The 18,063-nt window shown below is 62.5% G+C and carries 16 protein-coding genes; 2 read left to right on the forward strand and 14 right to left on the reverse strand.

Features of this window, described 5'->3' with window-relative positions; all coding sequences use genetic code 11:
* Positions 1-23: 23 nt before the first annotated feature.
* Positions 24-686 carry an HAD-IA family hydrolase gene (locus tag J5M57_RS13160; protein ID WP_207848069.1) on the reverse strand — a complete coding sequence of 221 codons (663 nt, stop codon included), beginning with the start codon at positions 684-686 and terminating at the stop codon, positions 24-26.
* On the reverse strand, positions 673-1,635 hold the full coding sequence (gene rluC / locus J5M57_RS13165) for a 23S rRNA pseudouridine(955/2504/2580) synthase RluC (RefSeq protein WP_007950779.1): 963 nt from the start codon (positions 1,633-1,635) through the stop codon (positions 673-675). The genes J5M57_RS13160 and rluC overlap by 14 nt, the downstream gene beginning before the upstream one ends.
* Positions 1,636-2,334: 699 nt before the next feature.
* Here rluC and rne point away from each other — a divergent pair.
* Entirely contained in the window at positions 2,335-5,580 is a 3,246-nt protein-coding gene (gene rne / locus J5M57_RS13170; protein ID WP_207848068.1) for a ribonuclease E, read from the forward strand.
* A 147-nt stretch (positions 5,581-5,727) separates the two neighbouring features.
* Here rne and J5M57_RS13175 read toward each other — a convergent pair whose 3' ends face one another.
* The 12 genes from J5M57_RS13175 to J5M57_RS13230 all read right to left on the reverse strand — a co-directional run bounded on the left by J5M57_RS13175 (position 5,728) and on the right by J5M57_RS13230 (position 17,346).
* Positions 5,728-6,318 (reverse strand): nucleotidyltransferase family protein, encoded by a 591-nt coding sequence (locus tag J5M57_RS13175; RefSeq protein ID WP_207848067.1) that lies wholly within the window; start codon positions 6,316-6,318, stop codon positions 5,728-5,730.
* On the reverse strand, positions 6,315-7,295 hold the full coding sequence (locus J5M57_RS13180; protein WP_207848066.1) for an XdhC family protein: 981 nt from the start codon (positions 7,293-7,295) through the stop codon (positions 6,315-6,317). Before J5M57_RS13180 ends, J5M57_RS13175 begins: the two co-directional genes overlap by 4 nt.
* Entirely contained in the window at positions 7,295-9,616 is a 2,322-nt protein-coding gene (locus tag J5M57_RS13185) for a xanthine dehydrogenase family protein molybdopterin-binding subunit (RefSeq protein WP_207848065.1), read from the reverse strand. Before J5M57_RS13185 ends, J5M57_RS13180 begins: the two co-directional genes overlap by 1 nt.
* The gene (locus J5M57_RS13190) at positions 9,613-10,083 is read right to left on the reverse strand and encodes a (2Fe-2S)-binding protein (protein ID WP_169842101.1); all 471 of its coding nucleotides are present in this window, start codon (positions 10,081-10,083) and stop codon (positions 9,613-9,615) included. Before J5M57_RS13190 ends, J5M57_RS13185 begins: the two co-directional genes overlap by 4 nt.
* 408 nt (positions 10,084-10,491) lie before the next feature.
* On the reverse strand, positions 10,492-11,511 hold the full coding sequence (gene murB / locus J5M57_RS13195) for a UDP-N-acetylmuramate dehydrogenase (RefSeq protein ID WP_169842102.1): 1,020 nt from the start codon (positions 11,509-11,511) through the stop codon (positions 10,492-10,494).
* Positions 11,508-11,972, reverse strand: a complete 465-nt coding sequence (locus tag J5M57_RS13200; protein ID WP_064588693.1) for a low molecular weight protein-tyrosine-phosphatase — start codon at positions 11,970-11,972, stop codon at positions 11,508-11,510. The genes murB and J5M57_RS13200 overlap by 4 nt, the downstream gene beginning before the upstream one ends.
* Entirely contained in the window at positions 11,972-12,736 is a 765-nt protein-coding gene (gene kdsB / locus J5M57_RS13205; protein WP_083368226.1) for a 3-deoxy-manno-octulosonate cytidylyltransferase, read from the reverse strand. Before kdsB ends, J5M57_RS13200 begins: the two co-directional genes overlap by 1 nt.
* Positions 12,733-12,918 carry a Trm112 family protein gene (locus J5M57_RS13210; protein ID WP_003174668.1) on the reverse strand — a complete coding sequence of 62 codons (186 nt, stop codon included), beginning with the start codon at positions 12,916-12,918 and terminating at the stop codon, positions 12,733-12,735. The genes kdsB and J5M57_RS13210 overlap by 4 nt, the downstream gene beginning before the upstream one ends.
* A gap of 21 nt (positions 12,919-12,939) precedes the next feature.
* Positions 12,940-13,950, reverse strand: coding sequence for a tetraacyldisaccharide 4'-kinase (gene lpxK, locus J5M57_RS13215; RefSeq protein ID WP_207848064.1), 1,011 nt, complete (start codon positions 13,948-13,950; stop codon positions 12,940-12,942).
* Positions 13,950-14,378 (reverse strand): biopolymer transporter ExbD, encoded by a 429-nt coding sequence (locus tag J5M57_RS13220; protein WP_064588696.1) that lies wholly within the window; start codon positions 14,376-14,378, stop codon positions 13,950-13,952. Before J5M57_RS13220 ends, lpxK begins: the two co-directional genes overlap by 1 nt.
* Positions 14,375-15,010, reverse strand: a complete 636-nt coding sequence (locus J5M57_RS13225) for a MotA/TolQ/ExbB proton channel family protein (RefSeq protein WP_064588697.1) — start codon at positions 15,008-15,010, stop codon at positions 14,375-14,377. Before J5M57_RS13225 ends, J5M57_RS13220 begins: the two co-directional genes overlap by 4 nt.
* 101 nt (positions 15,011-15,111) lie before the next feature.
* A complete protein-coding gene (locus tag J5M57_RS13230) occupies positions 15,112-17,346 on the reverse strand; it encodes a DNA internalization-related competence protein ComEC/Rec2 (protein WP_207848063.1) in 2,235 nt (744 codons plus the stop codon).
* A gap of 135 nt (positions 17,347-17,481) precedes the next feature.
* Between J5M57_RS13230 and J5M57_RS13235 the strand changes: the two genes are divergently transcribed.
* Positions 17,482-18,000 carry a DUF2062 domain-containing protein gene (locus tag J5M57_RS13235; protein ID WP_169842105.1) on the forward strand — a complete coding sequence of 173 codons (519 nt, stop codon included), beginning with the start codon at positions 17,482-17,484 and terminating at the stop codon, positions 17,998-18,000.
* Positions 18,001-18,063 lie beyond the last annotated feature (63 nt).

Genomic DNA, 18,063 nt, shown 5'->3' on the forward strand with positions numbered 1-18,063 from the left:
CGCTGTACCCCAGCAAAATCGTATTAAGCCTGCTGCCCCAGCCAGGCGTGCAATTCACTAAAACGGTCGATCGACAGGCGCGGCTCGAACTGCTGCAGCGACTCAATGGACTGCGCGCCATAACTGACCGCCACAGACGCCATGCCCGCGTTACGCGCCATCAGCAGATCGAAGGACGAATCCCCCACCATCAAGGCCTGCTCGGGCCGCACACCGCAATGCGCGAGAATCTGCTCAAGCATCAGCGGATGGGGCTTGCTCGCGGTCTCGTCGGCGGCGCGAGTGATATCGAAATAATCCTCCCAGCCATTGGCCTTGAGCACCCGATCCAGTCCGCGACGATTCTTGCCGGTGGCCACCGCCAGGTGATAGCCCTGCTCACGAAACGACGCCATCGACTCCACTACACCCTCGAACAGCGGCGAAGGCACGGCTTCTGCGGCGATGTAGTGATCGGCGTAATACTCGCGGAACAAGATCATCTCCGCATCGCTGATGTCCGGGTACAAGGTGCGGATCGCCTCGGGCAAGCCCAGGCCGATAATGCCTTTGACGGCAAAATCATCACGCAACTCAAAACCGGAACGCTCGGACGCAGAATGCATCGCCTCGACAATCCGACCAATGGAATCGGCGAGGGTGCCGTCCCAATCAAAAATCAGCAGTTTGTAATCAGATGGGCGCACTCAATCGCTCCACGGTCTTGGCCCACATTTCATCGACGGGGGCCTGCAACTTCAGCTCACCACCGTCAGGCAGCGGCACGGTCAGCATGTAGGCGTGCAGGAACAGGCGCTTGCCGCCCAGATCACGGATTTCCTTGCTGAAACCGTCATCGCCGTACTTGGTGTCGCCGGCAATGCAGTGCCCGGCATGCAACGTGTGGACGCGGATCTGGTGCGTGCGGCCGGTGATCGGCTTGGCTTCGATCAGGGTGGCAAAGTCGCCAAAGCGACGCAGGACCTTGAACACGGTCACCGACTCCTTGCCCTCCTCCTCGTCGACTTCGACCATGCGCTCGCCAGAGCGCAGATTGCTCTTGCCGAGCGCTGCACGGACTTGCTTGATCGAGGTCGCCCAGTTGCCGCGAACCAGCGCCATGTAGCGCTTGTCGACACCGTCACCGCGCAATGCGGCGTGCAAGTGACGCAACATGCTGCGCTTCTTCGCGATCATCAGCAGGCCGGAAGTATCACGGTCGAGACGGTGAACCAGTTCCAGCTCCTTGGCATCCGGGCGCAACTGACGAAAGGCTTCGATGACGCCGTAATTCAAGCCACTGCCGCCGTGAACGGCAATGCCGGCGGGCTTGTTGATCACGATCAGGGCTTTGTCTTCGTAGACAATCGAGGCTTCCAGACGCTGCAACAGCCCTTGAGCCAGAGGCACAGGCTCGTCGCGCTCCGGCACGCGAACCGGCGGCACGCGCACGATATCGCCGGCCTGCAGCTTGTATTCGGGCTTGATCCGCCCCTTGTTCACACGCACTTCGCCTTTACGCAAAATGCGGTAAATCAAGGTCTTGGGCACGCCTTTGAGCCGGGCAAGAAGGAAATTGTCGATTCGTTGGCCGGCATACTCCGGCGAGACTTCAAGCAGTTGAACGCCTGGAGTCGAAGGGGCAGTAGTTGTCATGCCGCGGATGATAACAATTTTTATGGAATTGAAGCACTTAATCATTGCTGCTATAGTCGCGAACGCCGCCAAAAGCGGCCTGGACAGCGGAACCACGGTCAAAAACCGGCCCTGACCAACGCAATTCACCAGGACGCGAGGCCGTCCTACGGGGCTTTCGCTACGTAACGGTGGAGTTTGCAGTTGTAACAAGCGCAGGTGACATGAGGCCTGAATTACACCGTCGAGCAGAGTTTTCACTCGCCTGACAGGCAAATATTCGAGGCCAGTTCACAAAGTGCAGTCAGCTGCAGATGACCCCGAGCGAAGGCTTCGGAAACATCGCCTGAATTAGCCATGATGCGTGACCTCCCCTTTCGGAGCTCACGGTAAATGCCAACCCGCTGCGGATTCTGCGCGCGGCAGCACCCGAATTATCAGGGATACGTGTAGGGTGGAGATGCACAACCGCTGGACTGTGTAGCAATAGGCTTTATCAAGACGCTTCATCTCGTCCACAGCCACTGGTTGATTCCTCCTCCTGACTGAGTGCTTAAGTAGCCACAGCAAGCAGGACGCGTACGTCGCGATATCGGCCCAATTGGCCTGACATCGCTGGACACGGGAATGGCCAACCACTCCCGACGCACCTGACACCGACCGTGAGAAGTCGTGTGTGCCGAACGCCGTTTCCGGCAGCCCGGAAACCGACGGTACTACATGAAAAGAATGCTGATTAACGCAACTCAACCCGAAGAGTTGCGTGTTGCACTGGTAGATGGCCAACGCCTCTACGACCTGGACATCGAATCCGGTGCACGCGAGCAGAAAAAGGCCAACATCTACAAAGGCCGTATCACTCGCATCGAACCAAGCCTTGAGGCTGCCTTTGTCGATTTCGGCTCCGAGCGCCACGGCTTCCTGCCCCTCAAAGAAATCTCCCGCGAATACTTCAAGAAAGCCCCTGAAGGCCGCGTCAACATCAAGGACGTCCTGAGCGAAGGCCAGGAAGTCATCGTTCAGGTCGAAAAAGAAGAACGTGGCAACAAGGGCGCGGCCCTGACCACCTTCATCAGCCTGGCCGGTCGTTACCTCGTGCTGATGCCGAACAACCCGCGTGCCGGCGGCATCTCCCGTCGCATCGAAGGCGAAGAGCGCAACGAACTGCGTGAAGCGCTGAACGGTCTGGTTGCACCGGCCGACATGGGTCTGATCGTGCGCACTGCCGGCCTCGGCCGCAGCAGCGAAGAAATGCAGTGGGACCTCGATTACCTGCTGCAACTGTGGACCGCCATCAAAGAAGCCTCGCTGGATCGCTCCGCGCCATTCCTGATCTACCAGGAAAGCAACGTGATCATCCGCGCCATCCGCGACTACCTGCGCCAGGACATCGGCGAAGTGCTGATCGACAGCGTTGAAGCCCAGGACGAAGCCCTGACCTTCATCCGCCAGGTGATGCCGCAGTACGCCAGCAAGATCAAGCTGTACGAAGACAGCGTTCCGCTGTTCAACCGTTTCCAGATCGAAAGCCAGATCGAGACCGCTTTCCAGCGCGTCGTTGAACTGCCTTCCGGCGGCTCCATCGTTATCGATCCGACCGAAGCCCTGGTGTCCATCGACATCAACTCGGCACGCGCCACCAAAGGCAGCGACATCGAAGAAACCGCCCTGCAGACCAACCTTGAAGCCGCCGAAGAAATCGCCCGTCAGTTGCGCCTGCGCGACATCGGCGGCCTGATCGTCATCGACTTCATCGACATGACCCCTGCCAAGAACCAGCGCGCCGTGGAAGAGAAAGTCCGCGAATGCCTGGAAGCCGACCGCGCCCGCGTGCAGATCGGCCGCATCTCGCGCTTCGGCCTGCTGGAAATGTCCCGTCAGCGCCTGCGTCCATCGCTGGGCGAAAGCAGCGGCATCGTCTGCCCGCGTTGCAACGGCACCGGCATCATCCGTGACGTTGAATCGCTGTCGCTGGCAATCCTGCGCCTGATCGAAGAAGAAGCCCTGAAAGACCGTACTGCCGAAGTGCGCGCTCAGGTGCCGATCCCGGTCGCTGCGTTCCTGCTCAACGAAAAACGCAACTCGATCACCAAGATCGAACTGCGCACCCGTGCCCGTATCGTCATCCTGCCGAACGATCACCTCGAAACCCCGCACTTCGAAGTTCAGCGCCTGCGTGACGACAGCCCGGAAGCCGCGACCAACCAGTCCAGCTACGAAATCGCTGCTGCCGCTGCCGAAGTCGAAGAAGTCCAGCCAGCCGCTGCGACCCGCACCCTGGTTCGCCAGGAAGCTGCGGTCAAGACAGCTCCGGCCCGCGCCAACGCTCCGGTTCCGACCGAAGTTGCCGCGCCTGTCGCTGCTGCACCGGCCCCGGTTGCCGCGCCAGAGCCAAGCCTGTTCAAAGGCCTCGTGAAGTCGCTGGTCAGCCTGTTCGCCACCAAAGAAGAGCCAGTCGCTCCGGTTGTGGTTGAAAAACCGGCCACCGAGCGTCCGGCCCGCAATGAAGAGCGTCGCAACGGTCGTCAGCAGAGCCGCAACCGCAACGGTCGCCGCGATGAAGAACGCAAGCCGCGCGAAGAACGTGCACCGCGTGAAGAACGCGCTCCACGCGAGCCGCGTGAAGAGCGTCAGCCACGTGAAGCCCGTGAAGTCCGCGAGCCGCGTGAAGCCCGCACCGAAGCGCCAGCCGCCCGTGAAGAACGTGCTCCACGCGCCCCGCGTGAAGAACGTGCACCGCGTGCGCCACGCGAAGACCGCAAGCCACGTGGCGAGCGCGAAGAGCGTGTACGTGAACTGCGCGAACCTCTGGACGCTGCCCCGGCTGCACCAGTAACGGCTGCCGCTGCCGCTGTTGTCGCAGAAGAGCGTCCGGCTCGTCAGCCACGCGAAGAGCGCGCACCGCGTCCGCCGCGTGAAGAGCGTCAACCGCGTGCCGAACAGGCCGCTGCTGCCGTCGCTGAAGAAGAAGTGAACAGCAACGAAGAGCAACTGCCGGAAGACGGTCAGGACAACGCCGAAGGCGATCGTCCACGTCGTCGCTCCCGTGGTCAGCGTCGTCGCAGCAATCGTCGTGAGCGTCAGCGTGATGCCAACGGCAACGTGATCGAAGGTTCGGAAGAGTCCGAGTCCGGCGAAAACGCTGAGGCACCCAACGCTGCCGATCTGGCTGCCGGCCTGGCCGTCACCGCCGCTGTTGCCAGCAGCGTGATCAGCGCTCCAGCCGAAGCACAGGCTCACGAGCAAGCTGAACGCGCCACCGCTGCCACCCTGGAAACCGCTCCAGTGGAAGCGCCGGCGGTTGAAGCGACCACTCCGGTGGAAGTGGTTGCAGCGCCGGAAGTCGAAGTCGCCCCGGTTCGCGAAGCTCAGCCTCAGGTTGAAGTCGCTGCCGAGCCTGCTCCGGTTGTCGAAGCGCCAGTCGTGGTTGCAGAGCCGGTTGCTGAAACCGTCGCTGAAACCGTGACCGAAACCGTGCGTGAAGTTCGCGAAGAACAGACCGCTTTCAACTGGGTTGCCGAGCCGGCTGTCGCTGAAACCCCGGCGCCAGTGGTTGAAGCCGCCCCGGTAGTTGAAGAAGCCAAGGCTGCCGAGCCGGTGGTTGAAACCACTGAACCCGCTCCAGCGCCAGTGGTTGAAGCGCCGGTCGTCGAAGCGCCAGTCGCTGCCGAAGAGCCAGCCCCAGTGGTTGCAGCCACTCCGGTCAGCGCCCTGACGCCAAACGGCCGCGCACCAAACGACCCACGTGAAGTGCGTCGCCGCAAGCGTGAAGCCGAGCGTCTGCAGAAGGAAGCCGAACTGGCTGCCGCTGCTGCACCGGCGGCTGAAGTGGTCGAGGCTGCTGTCGTGACTGAAGAAGCCGTGGTTGAATCGGTCATCGCCGAAGCACCACGCTCCGTTCAGGACGCGGTCGAGCATCACCAAGCGGCCGAGGAAAAAGAACACGAGCCTAAACCGCTCGTCTGATTCCGAAAGCCAATAAAAAGCCCCGCCTGAGCAATCAGACGGGGCTTTTTTATTTCATTTAGAAGATCAAAAGATCGCAGCCTTCGGCAGCTCCTATCTAGGTTTTCTGTAGGAGCTGCCGAAGGCTGCGATCTTTTGATCTGGCTTTTATTTGAACACCAACGCTTCAGGCACATCGATATCCCACAACACCCCAGGATCATCCACCATCACCTCCACCACCCGCCCCTGCTTGAACAACGGCCTGGCGCCACGGTCACCGCTCAACGCCTGCAACCCCCGCCCGAACGAACGCCCAAACCCCACCGGGTGGCCGAACTCGCCCTCCTGCACCGGCACGCTCACGGCGTCGTCGGCCATCGCTGCCACCACCCGCGCAATACTCGACGGCAGGATAAACGGCATATCCCCCAGCACAATCAGCCAGCCATCCGCATCCGGGAATGCCGCAACGCCAGCCGCGATGCTGTCGCCCATACCGCTCGATTCGATCGACACCACGTCACAACCATAAGCCTGCGCCATGCGCATCGCCTGCGGCCTTGCCTCAGTCGTCACCAGCACCCGCTGGTCGAGATCGGCCGGCAGATTCAGCAACACCTGCTCGATCACCGAACGCACCGCGCCATCGCGCCCGGTGCAATCGGCCAGCAACTTGTCCTTGTCAGCACCGGCCACCTGACGAAAGCGGCTGCCCTCGCCCGCCGCCAGGACGATTACTGCGATGGATCGACTCATGCTTCCTCCAGCGTTTTCTTCTGTTTCAACTCGACGCCGTTCTTGATCGCAACGATCTCCGCCAACAACGACAGAGCAATCTCCGCCGGTGAATGGCTGCCGATGTGCAGGCCGATCGGCCCGTGCAAGCGGTTGATCGCCTCGGCTGACAAGCCTAGTTGAGCCAGGTTGTCCCGGCGCTTCTGGCTGTTGACCCGCGAACCGAGTGCGCCGACATAGAAAGCCGGCGAATCGAGCGCCGTGAGCAAGGCCATGTCGTCCAGACGCGGATCGTGCGTCAGCGCGACGATGGCCGTGCGCTCGTCCGTCTGAATACTCAACACGGCATCATCCGGCATACCCGGGACAAAGCGACCGTGGTGCGCTTCCCAGCCGTAGACAAACTCGGTGCGCGGATCACAGATCAGCACTTCGAAATCCAGCAGCCGGGCCATGTCAGCCACGTAACGCGACAGCTGTCCGGCACCGATCAACAGCAGACGCCAACGCGGGCCATAAATGGCGCGCAGGGTGTTGCCGTCGAACTCCAGCACATCGGATTTGCTCGCCGCCGACAGCAGCACCTCACCGGTTGCGATGTTCAGCTCGCGGGCGACAATCTCATGGGCCTCACACCGCGCGAGCAACTCGGCGACCCATGCCGGATCGGCGACCTGCTCTTCGGTCAGGCGCAACGTGCCGCCACACGGCAAACCGAACCGCGCGGCCTCCTCCCGGGTAACGCCGTAGGTAATCAGTTGCACCGGCGGGCCATCGCTGGCGATGCGCCCGTCATGCAGGCGGGCGATCAAGTCATCCTCGACACAACCGCCGGACACCGAACCGATCACCACACCATCCTCGCGCAAGGCCAGCATCGCCCCCGTCGCCCGTGGTGCGGTGCCCCAGGTCTGCACCACGCTGAACAGCACCACCCGCTGCCCGGCGCGGCGCCATTCGAGCACGCTGCGCAGGACGTTGAGATCGGCGCTGTCCATTACGCCTGCGCCTTCTGCCAGCCTTGCAACTGATAACGCACCGGCAAGTTGCGGATGCGCTGGCCGGTCGCGGCGAAGATCGCATTGCACAGCGCCGGCGCAATCGGCGGCACGCCCGGTTCACCGACGCCACCCAACTGCACCTCGCCCGGCGGCGTCACCAGATGCACGGCGACTTCCTTCGGCGCCAGCGACATGCGCGCCACTTCGTACATATGGAAGTTGTCCTGCTGGACCTTGCCATCCTTGAAGCTGATTTCCCCCAGCACCGCGTTGCCCAGGCCCATCACACAGGCGCCTTCGAACTGCGAGCGGATGCGTTCAGGGTTGATCTGCGGCCCGCAATCCACGGCGATGTCAGCCTTGTGCACGATCAGCGTGCCATCGTCCTTGACTTCGACTTCAATCACCGCCGCCACGTAGGTCACGAAGCTGTAGTGCACCGCCAGCCCCAAGCCTCGGCCCTTGGGCAATGTCCGCCCCCAACCGGCAGCCTTGGCCGCGGTCTCCAGCACAGTGCGCATGCGCCCGGTGTCAATCGGATAGCGCTCGGGGGATTCGCCGTAGTTCCACTCCTCGCTGAGGGTGCGCGGGTCAATCTGCCGATCGGGGCCGAGCAACTTGATCTGATACTTGAGCGGATCCACACCAGCCTTGTGCGCCAGTTCATCGACGAAACTCTGGATCGCAAAGCCATGAGGAATGTTCGACACCGAGCGATACCAGCCGACGCGGGTATGCACCGTGGCTTCGGGGTTTTCCAGACGCACATTGGGAATCGCGTAGGCCATGTTGGTGAAGCCCATGCCCAGTTCGAAGGCCGCCTCATGGTTCATGCCCGGGGCGAACAACGCGGTAATGCTCGGCGCCACCGTGCGATGCAGCCAGCCAGAGGGCATGCCGTCCTTGCCGACAGCGGCCTTCAGGTACTCGGCGGACACCGTGTGGAAATACGAGTTGTGGATGTCGTCTTCACGCGTCCATTGCACCCGTACGGCTTTGCCGGGGAACTCCTTGGCGAGGATCGCCGCCTCGACAACGAAATCCGGTTTCGATTTACGGCCGAAACCACCGCCCAACAGGGTGACGTTGACGGTGACGTTATCGAACGGCAGCCCCAGGCGTTCGGCGATGCGCTCGCGGGTCACCTGCGGCGCCTGACTCGGCGCCCATGCTTCGCACACGCCATTGTTGTAGCGAGCGATGGCGACCATCGGCTCCATCGGTGCCTGGGCCAGGTGCGGCAAATAATAAGACGCTTCAAGGCTGCTGGCCGCGCCGCTCAAGGCCTTATCGATATCGCCGGTGTTGCGCACCACTTTGCCGGGTTTGCGTGACGCGGCTTCCAGTTCCTTGCGATAAGCGATCGAGTCGTAACTGGCATTGGGGCCGTCATCCCATTCGATTTTCAGCGCCTCGCGGCCCTTGATCGCCGCCCAGGTATTGCTGGCAACCACTGCCACGCCGCCCAGCGGCTGGAATTCCGACGGCAGCGGACGGCTTTCGATTTGCAGCACTTTGAGCACGCCCGGAACCTTCAGCGCCGCGCTGTCATCCAGCGACTTGACCTTGCCGCCGTACACCGCCGGACGGGCGATGGTGGCGTACAGCATGCCGTCGAAATGCACATCGGCGCCATATACCGCGCGGCCATTGACGATGTCAGCACCGTCGATGGCCTTGGTGCCTTCCTTGCCGATGTAGCGAAATTCCGACGGCTGCTTGAGGCGCAGGCTGTCACGCGCCGGCACCGCCAGCGCACTGGCAGCAGCAGCGAGTTCGCCATAACCCAGCTCGCGACCGGACGGTTTGTGAATGACTTTGTGCAACTGTGCCTGGCACTCGCTTGCCGGCACTTGCCATTGCGCGGCGGCGGCTTGCTCGAGCATGGTCCTGGCAGCCGCGCCGCAACGACGCATCGGTTCATACCAGTGACGCATGCTGCGTGAACCGTCGGTGTCCTGGTTGCCGAACCGCACCTCATCGCCCGGTGCCTGCTGCACGTTGACCTTGGCCCAATCGGCGTCCAGTTCATCGGCAACCACCATACTCAGGCTGGTGCGCACGCCCTGGCCCATTTCCGAACGGTTGCAGACCACGGTGACCGTGCCATCCGCGGCAATGCTGACGTAGACCTTGGGATCGTCGATCCAGCCGTTGGGCATGCCGTCGGCGCCGAACTTCTTCGGTGCCTCTTCGGCCAACGCATCCTGCCAGCCCCAACTGGCGGCCAGCACCAATGCGCCAGTGGCGCCGACGCCTTTGAGAAAACCACGGCGGCTGAGGTTGCTCAGGGCGAAATCATTTGGCAGGCGGCTCATGCCTTGGCCTCCTTCAAGTGACTGGAGGCCTGGCGGATGGCGGTCTTGATCCGGTTGTAGGTGCCGCAACGGCAAATGTTGCCGACCATTGCCTCTTCGATCTGCTCGTCGCTCGGATTGGGGTGGGTCTTGAGCAACGCGGTGGCGGACATGATCTGCCCGCCCTGACAGAAACCGCACTGCGCCACGGCGCTGTCGAGCCAGGCTTGCTGGACCACCTGGCCGACCGGATCGGCGTGCAGGTTGTCGATGGTGCTGACGTTCTGCCCGATCACCGAGCCGATCGGGGTGATGCAACTGCGCGCTGGCAAGCCGTCGATATGAATGGTGCACGCGCCACACAGGCCCATGCCGCAGCCGAATTTGGTGCCGTTGTAACCGGCGACATCACGGATAGCCCACAGCAGTGGCATGTCTTCGGTGACATCCAGTTGATGGTCCTGGCCATTGAGTTTCAGGGTAATCATGGGCACGCCCGCATATTTCTAGTGGTTATGGGGTCGAGCAATCTGCCGCCGGAGATGGGCGGTGGTTCACGCAGATCGACTCAGGCTAATCGGCCGACACACATCAGTGAAGCTGAATACTGACCCCGTGGCGAGGGAGCTTGCTCCCGTTGGGGCGCGTAGCGGCCCCGCTTTCAAGAAGGGCCTGCTCCGCAGTCCAGCGGGAGCAAGCTCCCTCGCCACAGGGTCATCGCTGACTGATATGTGATTGGCACAGGCTCTCTTGTGCCGACGCGGACGTCTGCACCGGGCCTTTGGTAGAGCAAATGACGGTTATCGTTAGCTGGCTAAGTTAACCCACCGTTAACAAAAAAGCCCTGCACTTTTTGTTGAGTGCAGGGCTTTCGATTCAGCTATGAGAGCGTAGCCTCAATACCGATTGGGCTCCATTTCCAGCTCGACATTGAAACGTTCGGCAATATCTTTCTGGATGCGCTGGGCCAGATCGAGCAATTGCAGGCCAGTGGCCGCGCCGTAGTTGACCAGCACCAACGCCTGCAATTTATGCACGCCAGCATCGGCCTCACGGAAACCCTTCCAGCCAGCACGCTCGATCAGCCAGCCGGCAGCCAGTTTCATCTGCCCGTCCGGTTGCGCATAGGCCACCAGGTCCGGGTGCTGCTGCTTGATCTGCGCCACCCGCGCCGCCGACACCAGCGGATTCTTGAAGAAGCTGCCGGCGTTGCCGAGCACCGCCGGGTCCGGCAGTTTTTCGCTGCGGATGCTGCAGATTGCGCGACTGACGTCGCTGGGTGTCGGCTGCTCGATGCCCTGCTCGGTCAGGCGCTGACGCACCGGGCCGTACTCCAGATGCAGGTGGGCAACGCGATCAAGATTGAAGCGCACACGCAGGATCAGCCACCGTCCTGGCTGCTGCTTGAACAGGCTGTCGCGGTAGGCAAAGTTGCATTGTTCCAGGCTGAAGTCGCGCAGCTCACCGGTCTGGCGATCCAGCGCGGTGAGGCCGGCAAACACATCCTTGATCTCGACACCGTAGGCGCCGATGTTCTGCATCGGCGCGGCGCCCACCGTTCCGGGAATCAGGCTGAGGTTTTCCAGACCGGAGAAACCCTGCGCCAGTGTGTGTTGCACGAACGGATGCCACGGCTCGCCGGCTTCAGCCTCGATCACCACGCGGTTGCCGTCGTCGCTGATCAACCGAATGCCCCGGGTCGCCATGCGCAGCACCAGCGCCGGGATATCAGCCGTCAGCAACAGGTTGCTGCCACCGCCAATGACCAGCAACGGCAAGTCATGCGCAGTGGCACAGGCCAGGGCTTCGCGAACATCGGCGTCACTGTGAGCCTCGGCAAACAGCTGCGCGCGAACGTCGACGCCAAAACTGTTGAACGGTTTCAGCGAAACCTGTGATTGCAGCTGCAAACTCATAACCGACCCTTCACTTCGATCAACAGTTGGTCACACGCTGCCTCGATCAGGTCCAGCACCCGCTCGAAACCCTGATCGCCGTCGTAATACGGATCCGGCACCTCATCGACCACCCCGGCATAGCGGCGCAGGAACAGGTCCAGCTCGGCCTTGCCGGTGGAAGGCTGCAAAGCCTTGAGGTTGCGCAGGTTGCTGTTGTCCATCGCCAGAATCAGGTCGTAACTGGCGAAATCGGCGCGGCTGACCTGCTGCGCGCGTTGCGCCGACAGGTCATAACCACGCACTTTGGCCGCCGCTTGGCTGCGTTTGTCCGGCGGGTTGCCGACATGCCAGTCACCGGTGCCGGCGGAGGCCACTTCGACTTGATCAGCCAGCCCGGCTTCGCGCAGTTTGTGGCGCAACACGCCTTCAGCGGTGGGCGAACGACAGATGTTGCCCAGGCACACGAACAGAACGCGCATCAGGCCCCCAGCAGGCGACGAACGCGCTCGAGGTCTTCAACGGTGTCGACGCCGGTCGGCGGCGCGATCAACGCGTCGGCCACATGGATCCGCACGCCGTGCCACAGGGCACGCAGTTGCTCCAGCGATTCGGTGTTTTCCAGCCAGCACGGGCCCCAGCTCACGAAGTCCTGGAGGAACCCGGCGCGGTAGGCATAAATGCCGATGTGGCGACGATACGGCACACCTTCAGGCAACTGCTCGCGGCTCTTGGCAAAGGCGTCGCGCGCCCACGGCAAGGTCGCGCGACTGAAGGTCAGCGCCAGGCCGTTGAGGTCGCTCACGACCTTGACCACGTTCGGGTTGAACAGCGTGTCCACGTCTTCGATCGGCTCGGCCAGCGTGGCCATGCGCGCTTCGGTGTGGGCCGCGAGGTTGGCCGCGACCTGATCGATCACGCTCGGCGGAATCAACGGCTCGTCACCCTGCACGTTGACCACGATCGCGTCCGGCGCAAGGCCCAGTTTCGCCGCGACTTCAGCCAGACGGTCAGTCCCGGAATTATGGTCTTCACGGGTCAGCACCACTTCAGCGCCGAAACCCTGGCACGCCTCGACGATGCGCGCATCGTCAGTCGCCACTACCACGCGGGTGGCGCTGCTTTTGCTCGCCTGTTCCCAGACGTGCTGGATCATCGGCTTGCCGGCGATGTCCAGCAGCGGTTTGCCCGGCAAGCGGGTCGAGGCGTAACGCGACGGGATGACAACGGTGAAGGCAGTGGTCATTTATCCAGACGCTCGTCGGTGGTCAGGGTGCGGGCTTCGCTTTCGAGCATCACCGGGATGCCGTCGCGGATCGGATAGGCCAGACCTGCACCCTTGCTGATCAGTTCGGTCTTGTCGGCGCTGAGCTTGAGCGGGCCTTTGCAGATCGGGCACGCGAGGATGTCGAGCAATTTGGTGTCCATGAACATTCCCTGGATAAAGAGTTAAGGCAAAAGACGATCGGGCAACAGGCGCATCAACTGGGTGTCGAACCAGGCCACGAAGGCCGGTGACGGCACGGCATCGACCGCCAGATACCACCAGTCGTCTGCGGCGAAGGCACGGCACTTCACCGCGTCCTTTTCGGTCATCACCAACGGCAATGACGGGGTGAAATTCAAGGCCTGCACGCTGTATTCGGCGTGGTCGGCAAACGCATGGGGGATTGCCCGCCAGTCTAGCGCTTCGAGGGTATTGAAGAAACGTTGCGGATTGCCGATCCCGGCCACCGCGTGCACCGTTTGACCGGGCGCAAAATGCGTCAGCGGCTTGCGCTCGTCGCTGCGCAGATTGACCAGCGCAGTCGGTTGCAGGCGAAACGCGAAGCCGTCGTCGCGGTCGGCCGTGGCGCCATTGAACAGCACACCGTCGACGCTTTGCAGGCGCTCGATCGGCTCGCGCAACGGACCTGCCGGCAGACAGCGTTTGTTGCCCAGGCCCCGGGCGGCGTCAATCAGCACCAATTCCAGATCCCGGGCCAGACGGTAATGCTGCATGCCGTCGTCGGAGAGGATCAGATCCAGTGGCTGACTGGCGAGCAAGGCTTTGACCGCAGCGCTGCGATCAGGGTCGATCATCAACGGCACGCCGGTGCGCTGCACGATCAGCAGCGGTTCGTCACCGGCGATGTCGGCGCTCTGGTCGGCCTCGACCCGCCACGGCAATTGCGGCGGCCTGGCACCATAACCACGGCTGACCACGCCGACGCGCAAACCGCTGCGCCGGCAGTGTTCGATCAGCCACAGGATCATCGGCGTCTTGCCGGTGCCGCCGACGGTGATGTTGCCGACCACGATCAGCGGCACCGGCGGCTGGTAGATCTGGCCTTCGCCGTCGAGAAAGCGCTGGCGCTTGTTGACCACCACGCGGCGGTAGAGCATTTCCAGCGGCCGCAGCAGCGTCAGGGCCGGATGTCCCTTGTACCACGCGGCGAGCAAGCGATCGGACAGGCTCATCAGGATTTGGGCGCCGCCTCGACCGTGGTCATGCGCAAATGGCTGAAACCGAGCTTGCCGGCCGCGTCCATGGCGGTGATCACTGACTGGTGCTGAGTCTTGCCATCGGCACTGATCGACAACGGCATGTTGGTGTCGCCGTTGGACTCTTTCTGCATGGCTTCCATCAGCGTCGCCAGGTCGTTTTTCGGCAGAATCCTGTTGTTCACCGAGAACACGCCTTCGGCGCTGATCGCGACATCCAGTTGTTTGAGCTGCTGGTCTTCGGCGGGCGAACCGCTGACCGACTCCGGCAGATCGACACGCAACTGGGTCTCGCGGGTAAAGGTTGTAGTCACGACGAAAAACAGCAACAGGATGAACACCACGTCAATCAGCGACGCAAGGTTGATGTCCACCGTTTCCCGGGGTTTGCGACGGAATTTCACGCTTTTTCCCCGGCCAGATCGACGTCACGGTCGCCCTGCACCACTTCGACCAGTTTGATCGCTTCCTGCTCCATGCCCACCACCAGCTCGTCGATGCGGCGTTGCAGGAAACGGTGGAAGAACACCGACGGAATACCGACCATCAGGCCCGCCGCCGTGGTGATCAACGCCTTGGAAATACCGCCGGCCAGCACCGAGGCATTGGTGGTCATGCCGGAACCGGTGAAGGCACTGAAAATGTCGATCATGCCCAGCACCGTACCCAGCAGGCCGAGCAGCGGCGCCATGGCGGCAATGGTGCCCAGCGCGTTGACGTAGCGCTCCAGCTCATGGATCACCCGGCCAGCGGCTTCTTCGATGCATTCCTTCATGATCTCGCGACCATGCTTGGAGTTGGCCAGGCCCGCGGCGAGGATTTCACCCAACGGCGAATTGGCGCGCAATTCCTTGAGTTTTTCTTTGTTGAGCTGCTTGTCCTTGATCCACACCCAGACCTGGCCCAGCAGATGCTCGGGGGTGACGCGACTGGCGCGCAGGGTCCACAGGCGCTCGGCGACAATCGCCATGGCCGCGATGGAACTCAGAATGATCGGCAACATCATCCAGCCGCCGGATTTGACCAATTCCCACACAGTGACAGTCCCCTCGAAAAAGTGCGCCACTTTACCATACCGGTTCGCGATTAAGACCCGCTGCCCCGACGACCGTGATGTCGCAAGCGTGCCTGCGCCGATCAACGGGCCGACACGGGCGGATCGCGCCAGAAACGCCGTTGCTGACGCGCCGTCCATGGTGCGTTGAAGGTCCCCAGTTGCAGATGAATGGCGCCGTGCTCGGCGCTGTCGTAAATCCGCAGCCGCTGCTGGCGATAACGCGCGAGCACGGTGGGATGCGGGTGGCCGAACGAATTGCCCTGGCCCCGGGAGATCAGCACCGAATGTGGCTTCAAGGCCCTGAGCAAAGCCATCGAGGATGAACTGCGGCTGCCATGGTGCGGCGCTTGCAGCCATTGCGTCGGCACCGCCAGCGGACTCTCCAGCAAAACCCGTTCGGCGGCCGTATCAATATCGCCGGTCAGCAGCAGGCGCTCGCCATTGGCCTCGATCTGCAATACACAGGAGCGCTGGTTGCTGTCGTGCGCCTCGGACCACTGCCAGAGCTGAAAACGTACACCGTCCCATTGCCATTGCCGGCCACTGTCACACCCACTGGCATTCAGCGCGGCGGGCAGTCCCGGCGGGTCGCCGCTGATGACCTGAGCGACCGGCAAGCGACGCGCCACTGCCAGTGCGCCGCCGGCATGATCGGCATCGGCATGGCTGAGCAGCATCAAATCCAATTGCTCGACGCCAAGTTTTCGCAGGGCCGGCAACACCACCCGCTCGCCGAGATCGAAATCGCCGAAACGCGGCCCGGCGTCGTAGAGCACGCTGTGGTTGCGCGTACGGATCAGAATTGCCAGGCCTTGGCCGACGTCCAGTTGCCAGATGTCGGCCACGCCCTCGGGCAGTCGCTCACGCGGTGGCATCACCAGCATCAATAGCAACGGCCAACCCAACAGCCGCATCGGCACGCCGCGTGGCAACAGCAACAGCAGCGCGCCGAGGCTGCCCAGTGTCCACATCCACCACGAAATCGCGGCTGGAATCCACGTCGGCCATTGCCCGGCAATCAGCGCCAAACCGCGAAACAGCACATCGATCAGTCCACCCGCCAGCCACAGCAGGCCTTCGCCGACATAGGGCACCGGCAATAATGCAGTGCCGAGCAGCGCCGGCGGCAACACGACAAAACTGACCCACGGCACCGCCAGCAGATTCGCCAACGGCCCGCTGAGGCTGATCGGCAAGTTCAGCGCCAGCAGCACCGGGCACAGGCCAATCGCGATCAGCCATTGCGCACGGGTCCAGGTCTGCCACCAACGCCACGCGCCGAGACGGTTGCTGAAGGTGAAGATCAGCACCGCCACCGCCGCAAAAGACAACCAGAAACCGGGGCGCAGGCTGGCCAACGGGTCAAGCAACAGCAGCGCATTGAACGCCAGCAACAATGGCCACCAGGCACCGAGATGGCGAAATCGCAGACGCCACAGCAGCACCAGCCCGACCATCACACAGGCCCGTTGCACCGGCACCTCGAACCCCGCCAGCAACCCGTAACCAACTGCCGCCGCAAACGCCAGACCGCAAGCCCAGGGCAGCCACGGCCAGCGCAACGGCCACAGCCCGTAACGTGCCAGCCCGGCGACCAGCAGATACATCACCGCCGCCAACAGCCCGATATGCTGGCCGGAAATCACCAGCAGATGCACGGTGCCGGTGTCCTGCAGGATCTGCCAATCCTCGCGGCTGAGCCCGGAGCCGTCGCCCAGCACCAGCGCCGCCAAGGCCCCGGCCCGGCCCTGGGCGTCCGCCTCCAGCAAGCGCTGACGAATGCGGTCGCGCCAGGCCCAACTTGCCTCGGCCAGACGCTGACCGTCCTTGATCGTGCCGGTCGCACCAATGCGTTGCGCCAGCAACCAGGCCTCGTAATCGAAGGCATCAGGATTGAGCAAACCGCCGGGACGCTTGAGCTTCACCGCCAAACGCCAGCGCTCGCCGCTGTTGACCGGCGGCCCGCCATACCACGCCAGACGCATCAACGACGGCAGTTGCTCATGCCGCGAATGGGCATCGGCCAACTCGAACCGCACCACGCCCTCGCTGTTTTGCGGCAAGCCGACCACCCGCCCCTCGACCCAGCGGGTTTCGCCGTCAAGTTGCCCGGGCAAGCGATCATTCAGTGCCCACTGCGCGCTGACACACGCCCAAGTGAAACCGAACAGGAGCAAGGCTATCGGATAGCTGCGAAACGGCAGCAACATCAGCCCCACTACGGACAACACCATCAGCAACCCGACCGGCGGTAACACCGGTAAAAAAACCACCACCAGCAGACCGGCTGCCAGCGCCACCATCCCTGTGCGCATACGCCCGTCCTTGAGAGTCCCTCCTTAGGCGTAGCTGGCGCGGCGCATGCTCGTCGTCAACAATTGTCACAAAGTCTGAATGGGCGCTTCGTAGAATCCAGACATACTTGCCGCCTTAACCGACCGAGAAGCCTTATGCCCCGGCGCTTATTCAAACGTTACATGCCCGATCCGACGAGCATCAGGGAACACAAATCCTTACGCTTTCTCGGCAAGTTGCTGCATGACCCGAACCTCTGGCACCTCAATCGTCACTCGGTCGCCCGGGCGATGGCCGTTGGCCTGTTCGCCGCGTTCCTGCCGATACCGGCGCAAATGCTGGTGGCGGCGGCACTGGCGATCACCGTGCGCGGCAATATGCCGATTGCGGTCAGCCTCGTGTGGCTGACCAACCCGATCACCATGCCGGCCGTGTTCTTCTGCACGTATCAGGCCGGGGCCTGGCTGATGAATGTGCCCGCCCGCACCCTGCCCGACTCGTTGACCTGGGAATGGATCAGCGGCGAGCTCTCGACCATGTGGCAACCGTTCTTGCTGGGATCGGTGGTATGCGGACTGTTACTCGGCGTCCTCGCCTACTTCACGGTGATGCTGTACTGGCGCTGGTGGGTGGCGCGGCAATGGGCGCGGCGCAAGAAAAACCGCAAGTCTTGAATGCAAAACGGCCTCCGCAATGGAGGCCGTTTTTTGTAGCGTCTGAATGGGCCCCATCGCGGG

This window comes from Pseudomonas sp. 86_A (assembly GCF_017491705.1).
Classification (GTDB): Bacteria; Pseudomonadota; Gammaproteobacteria; order Pseudomonadales; family Pseudomonadaceae; genus Aquipseudomonas; species Aquipseudomonas koreensis.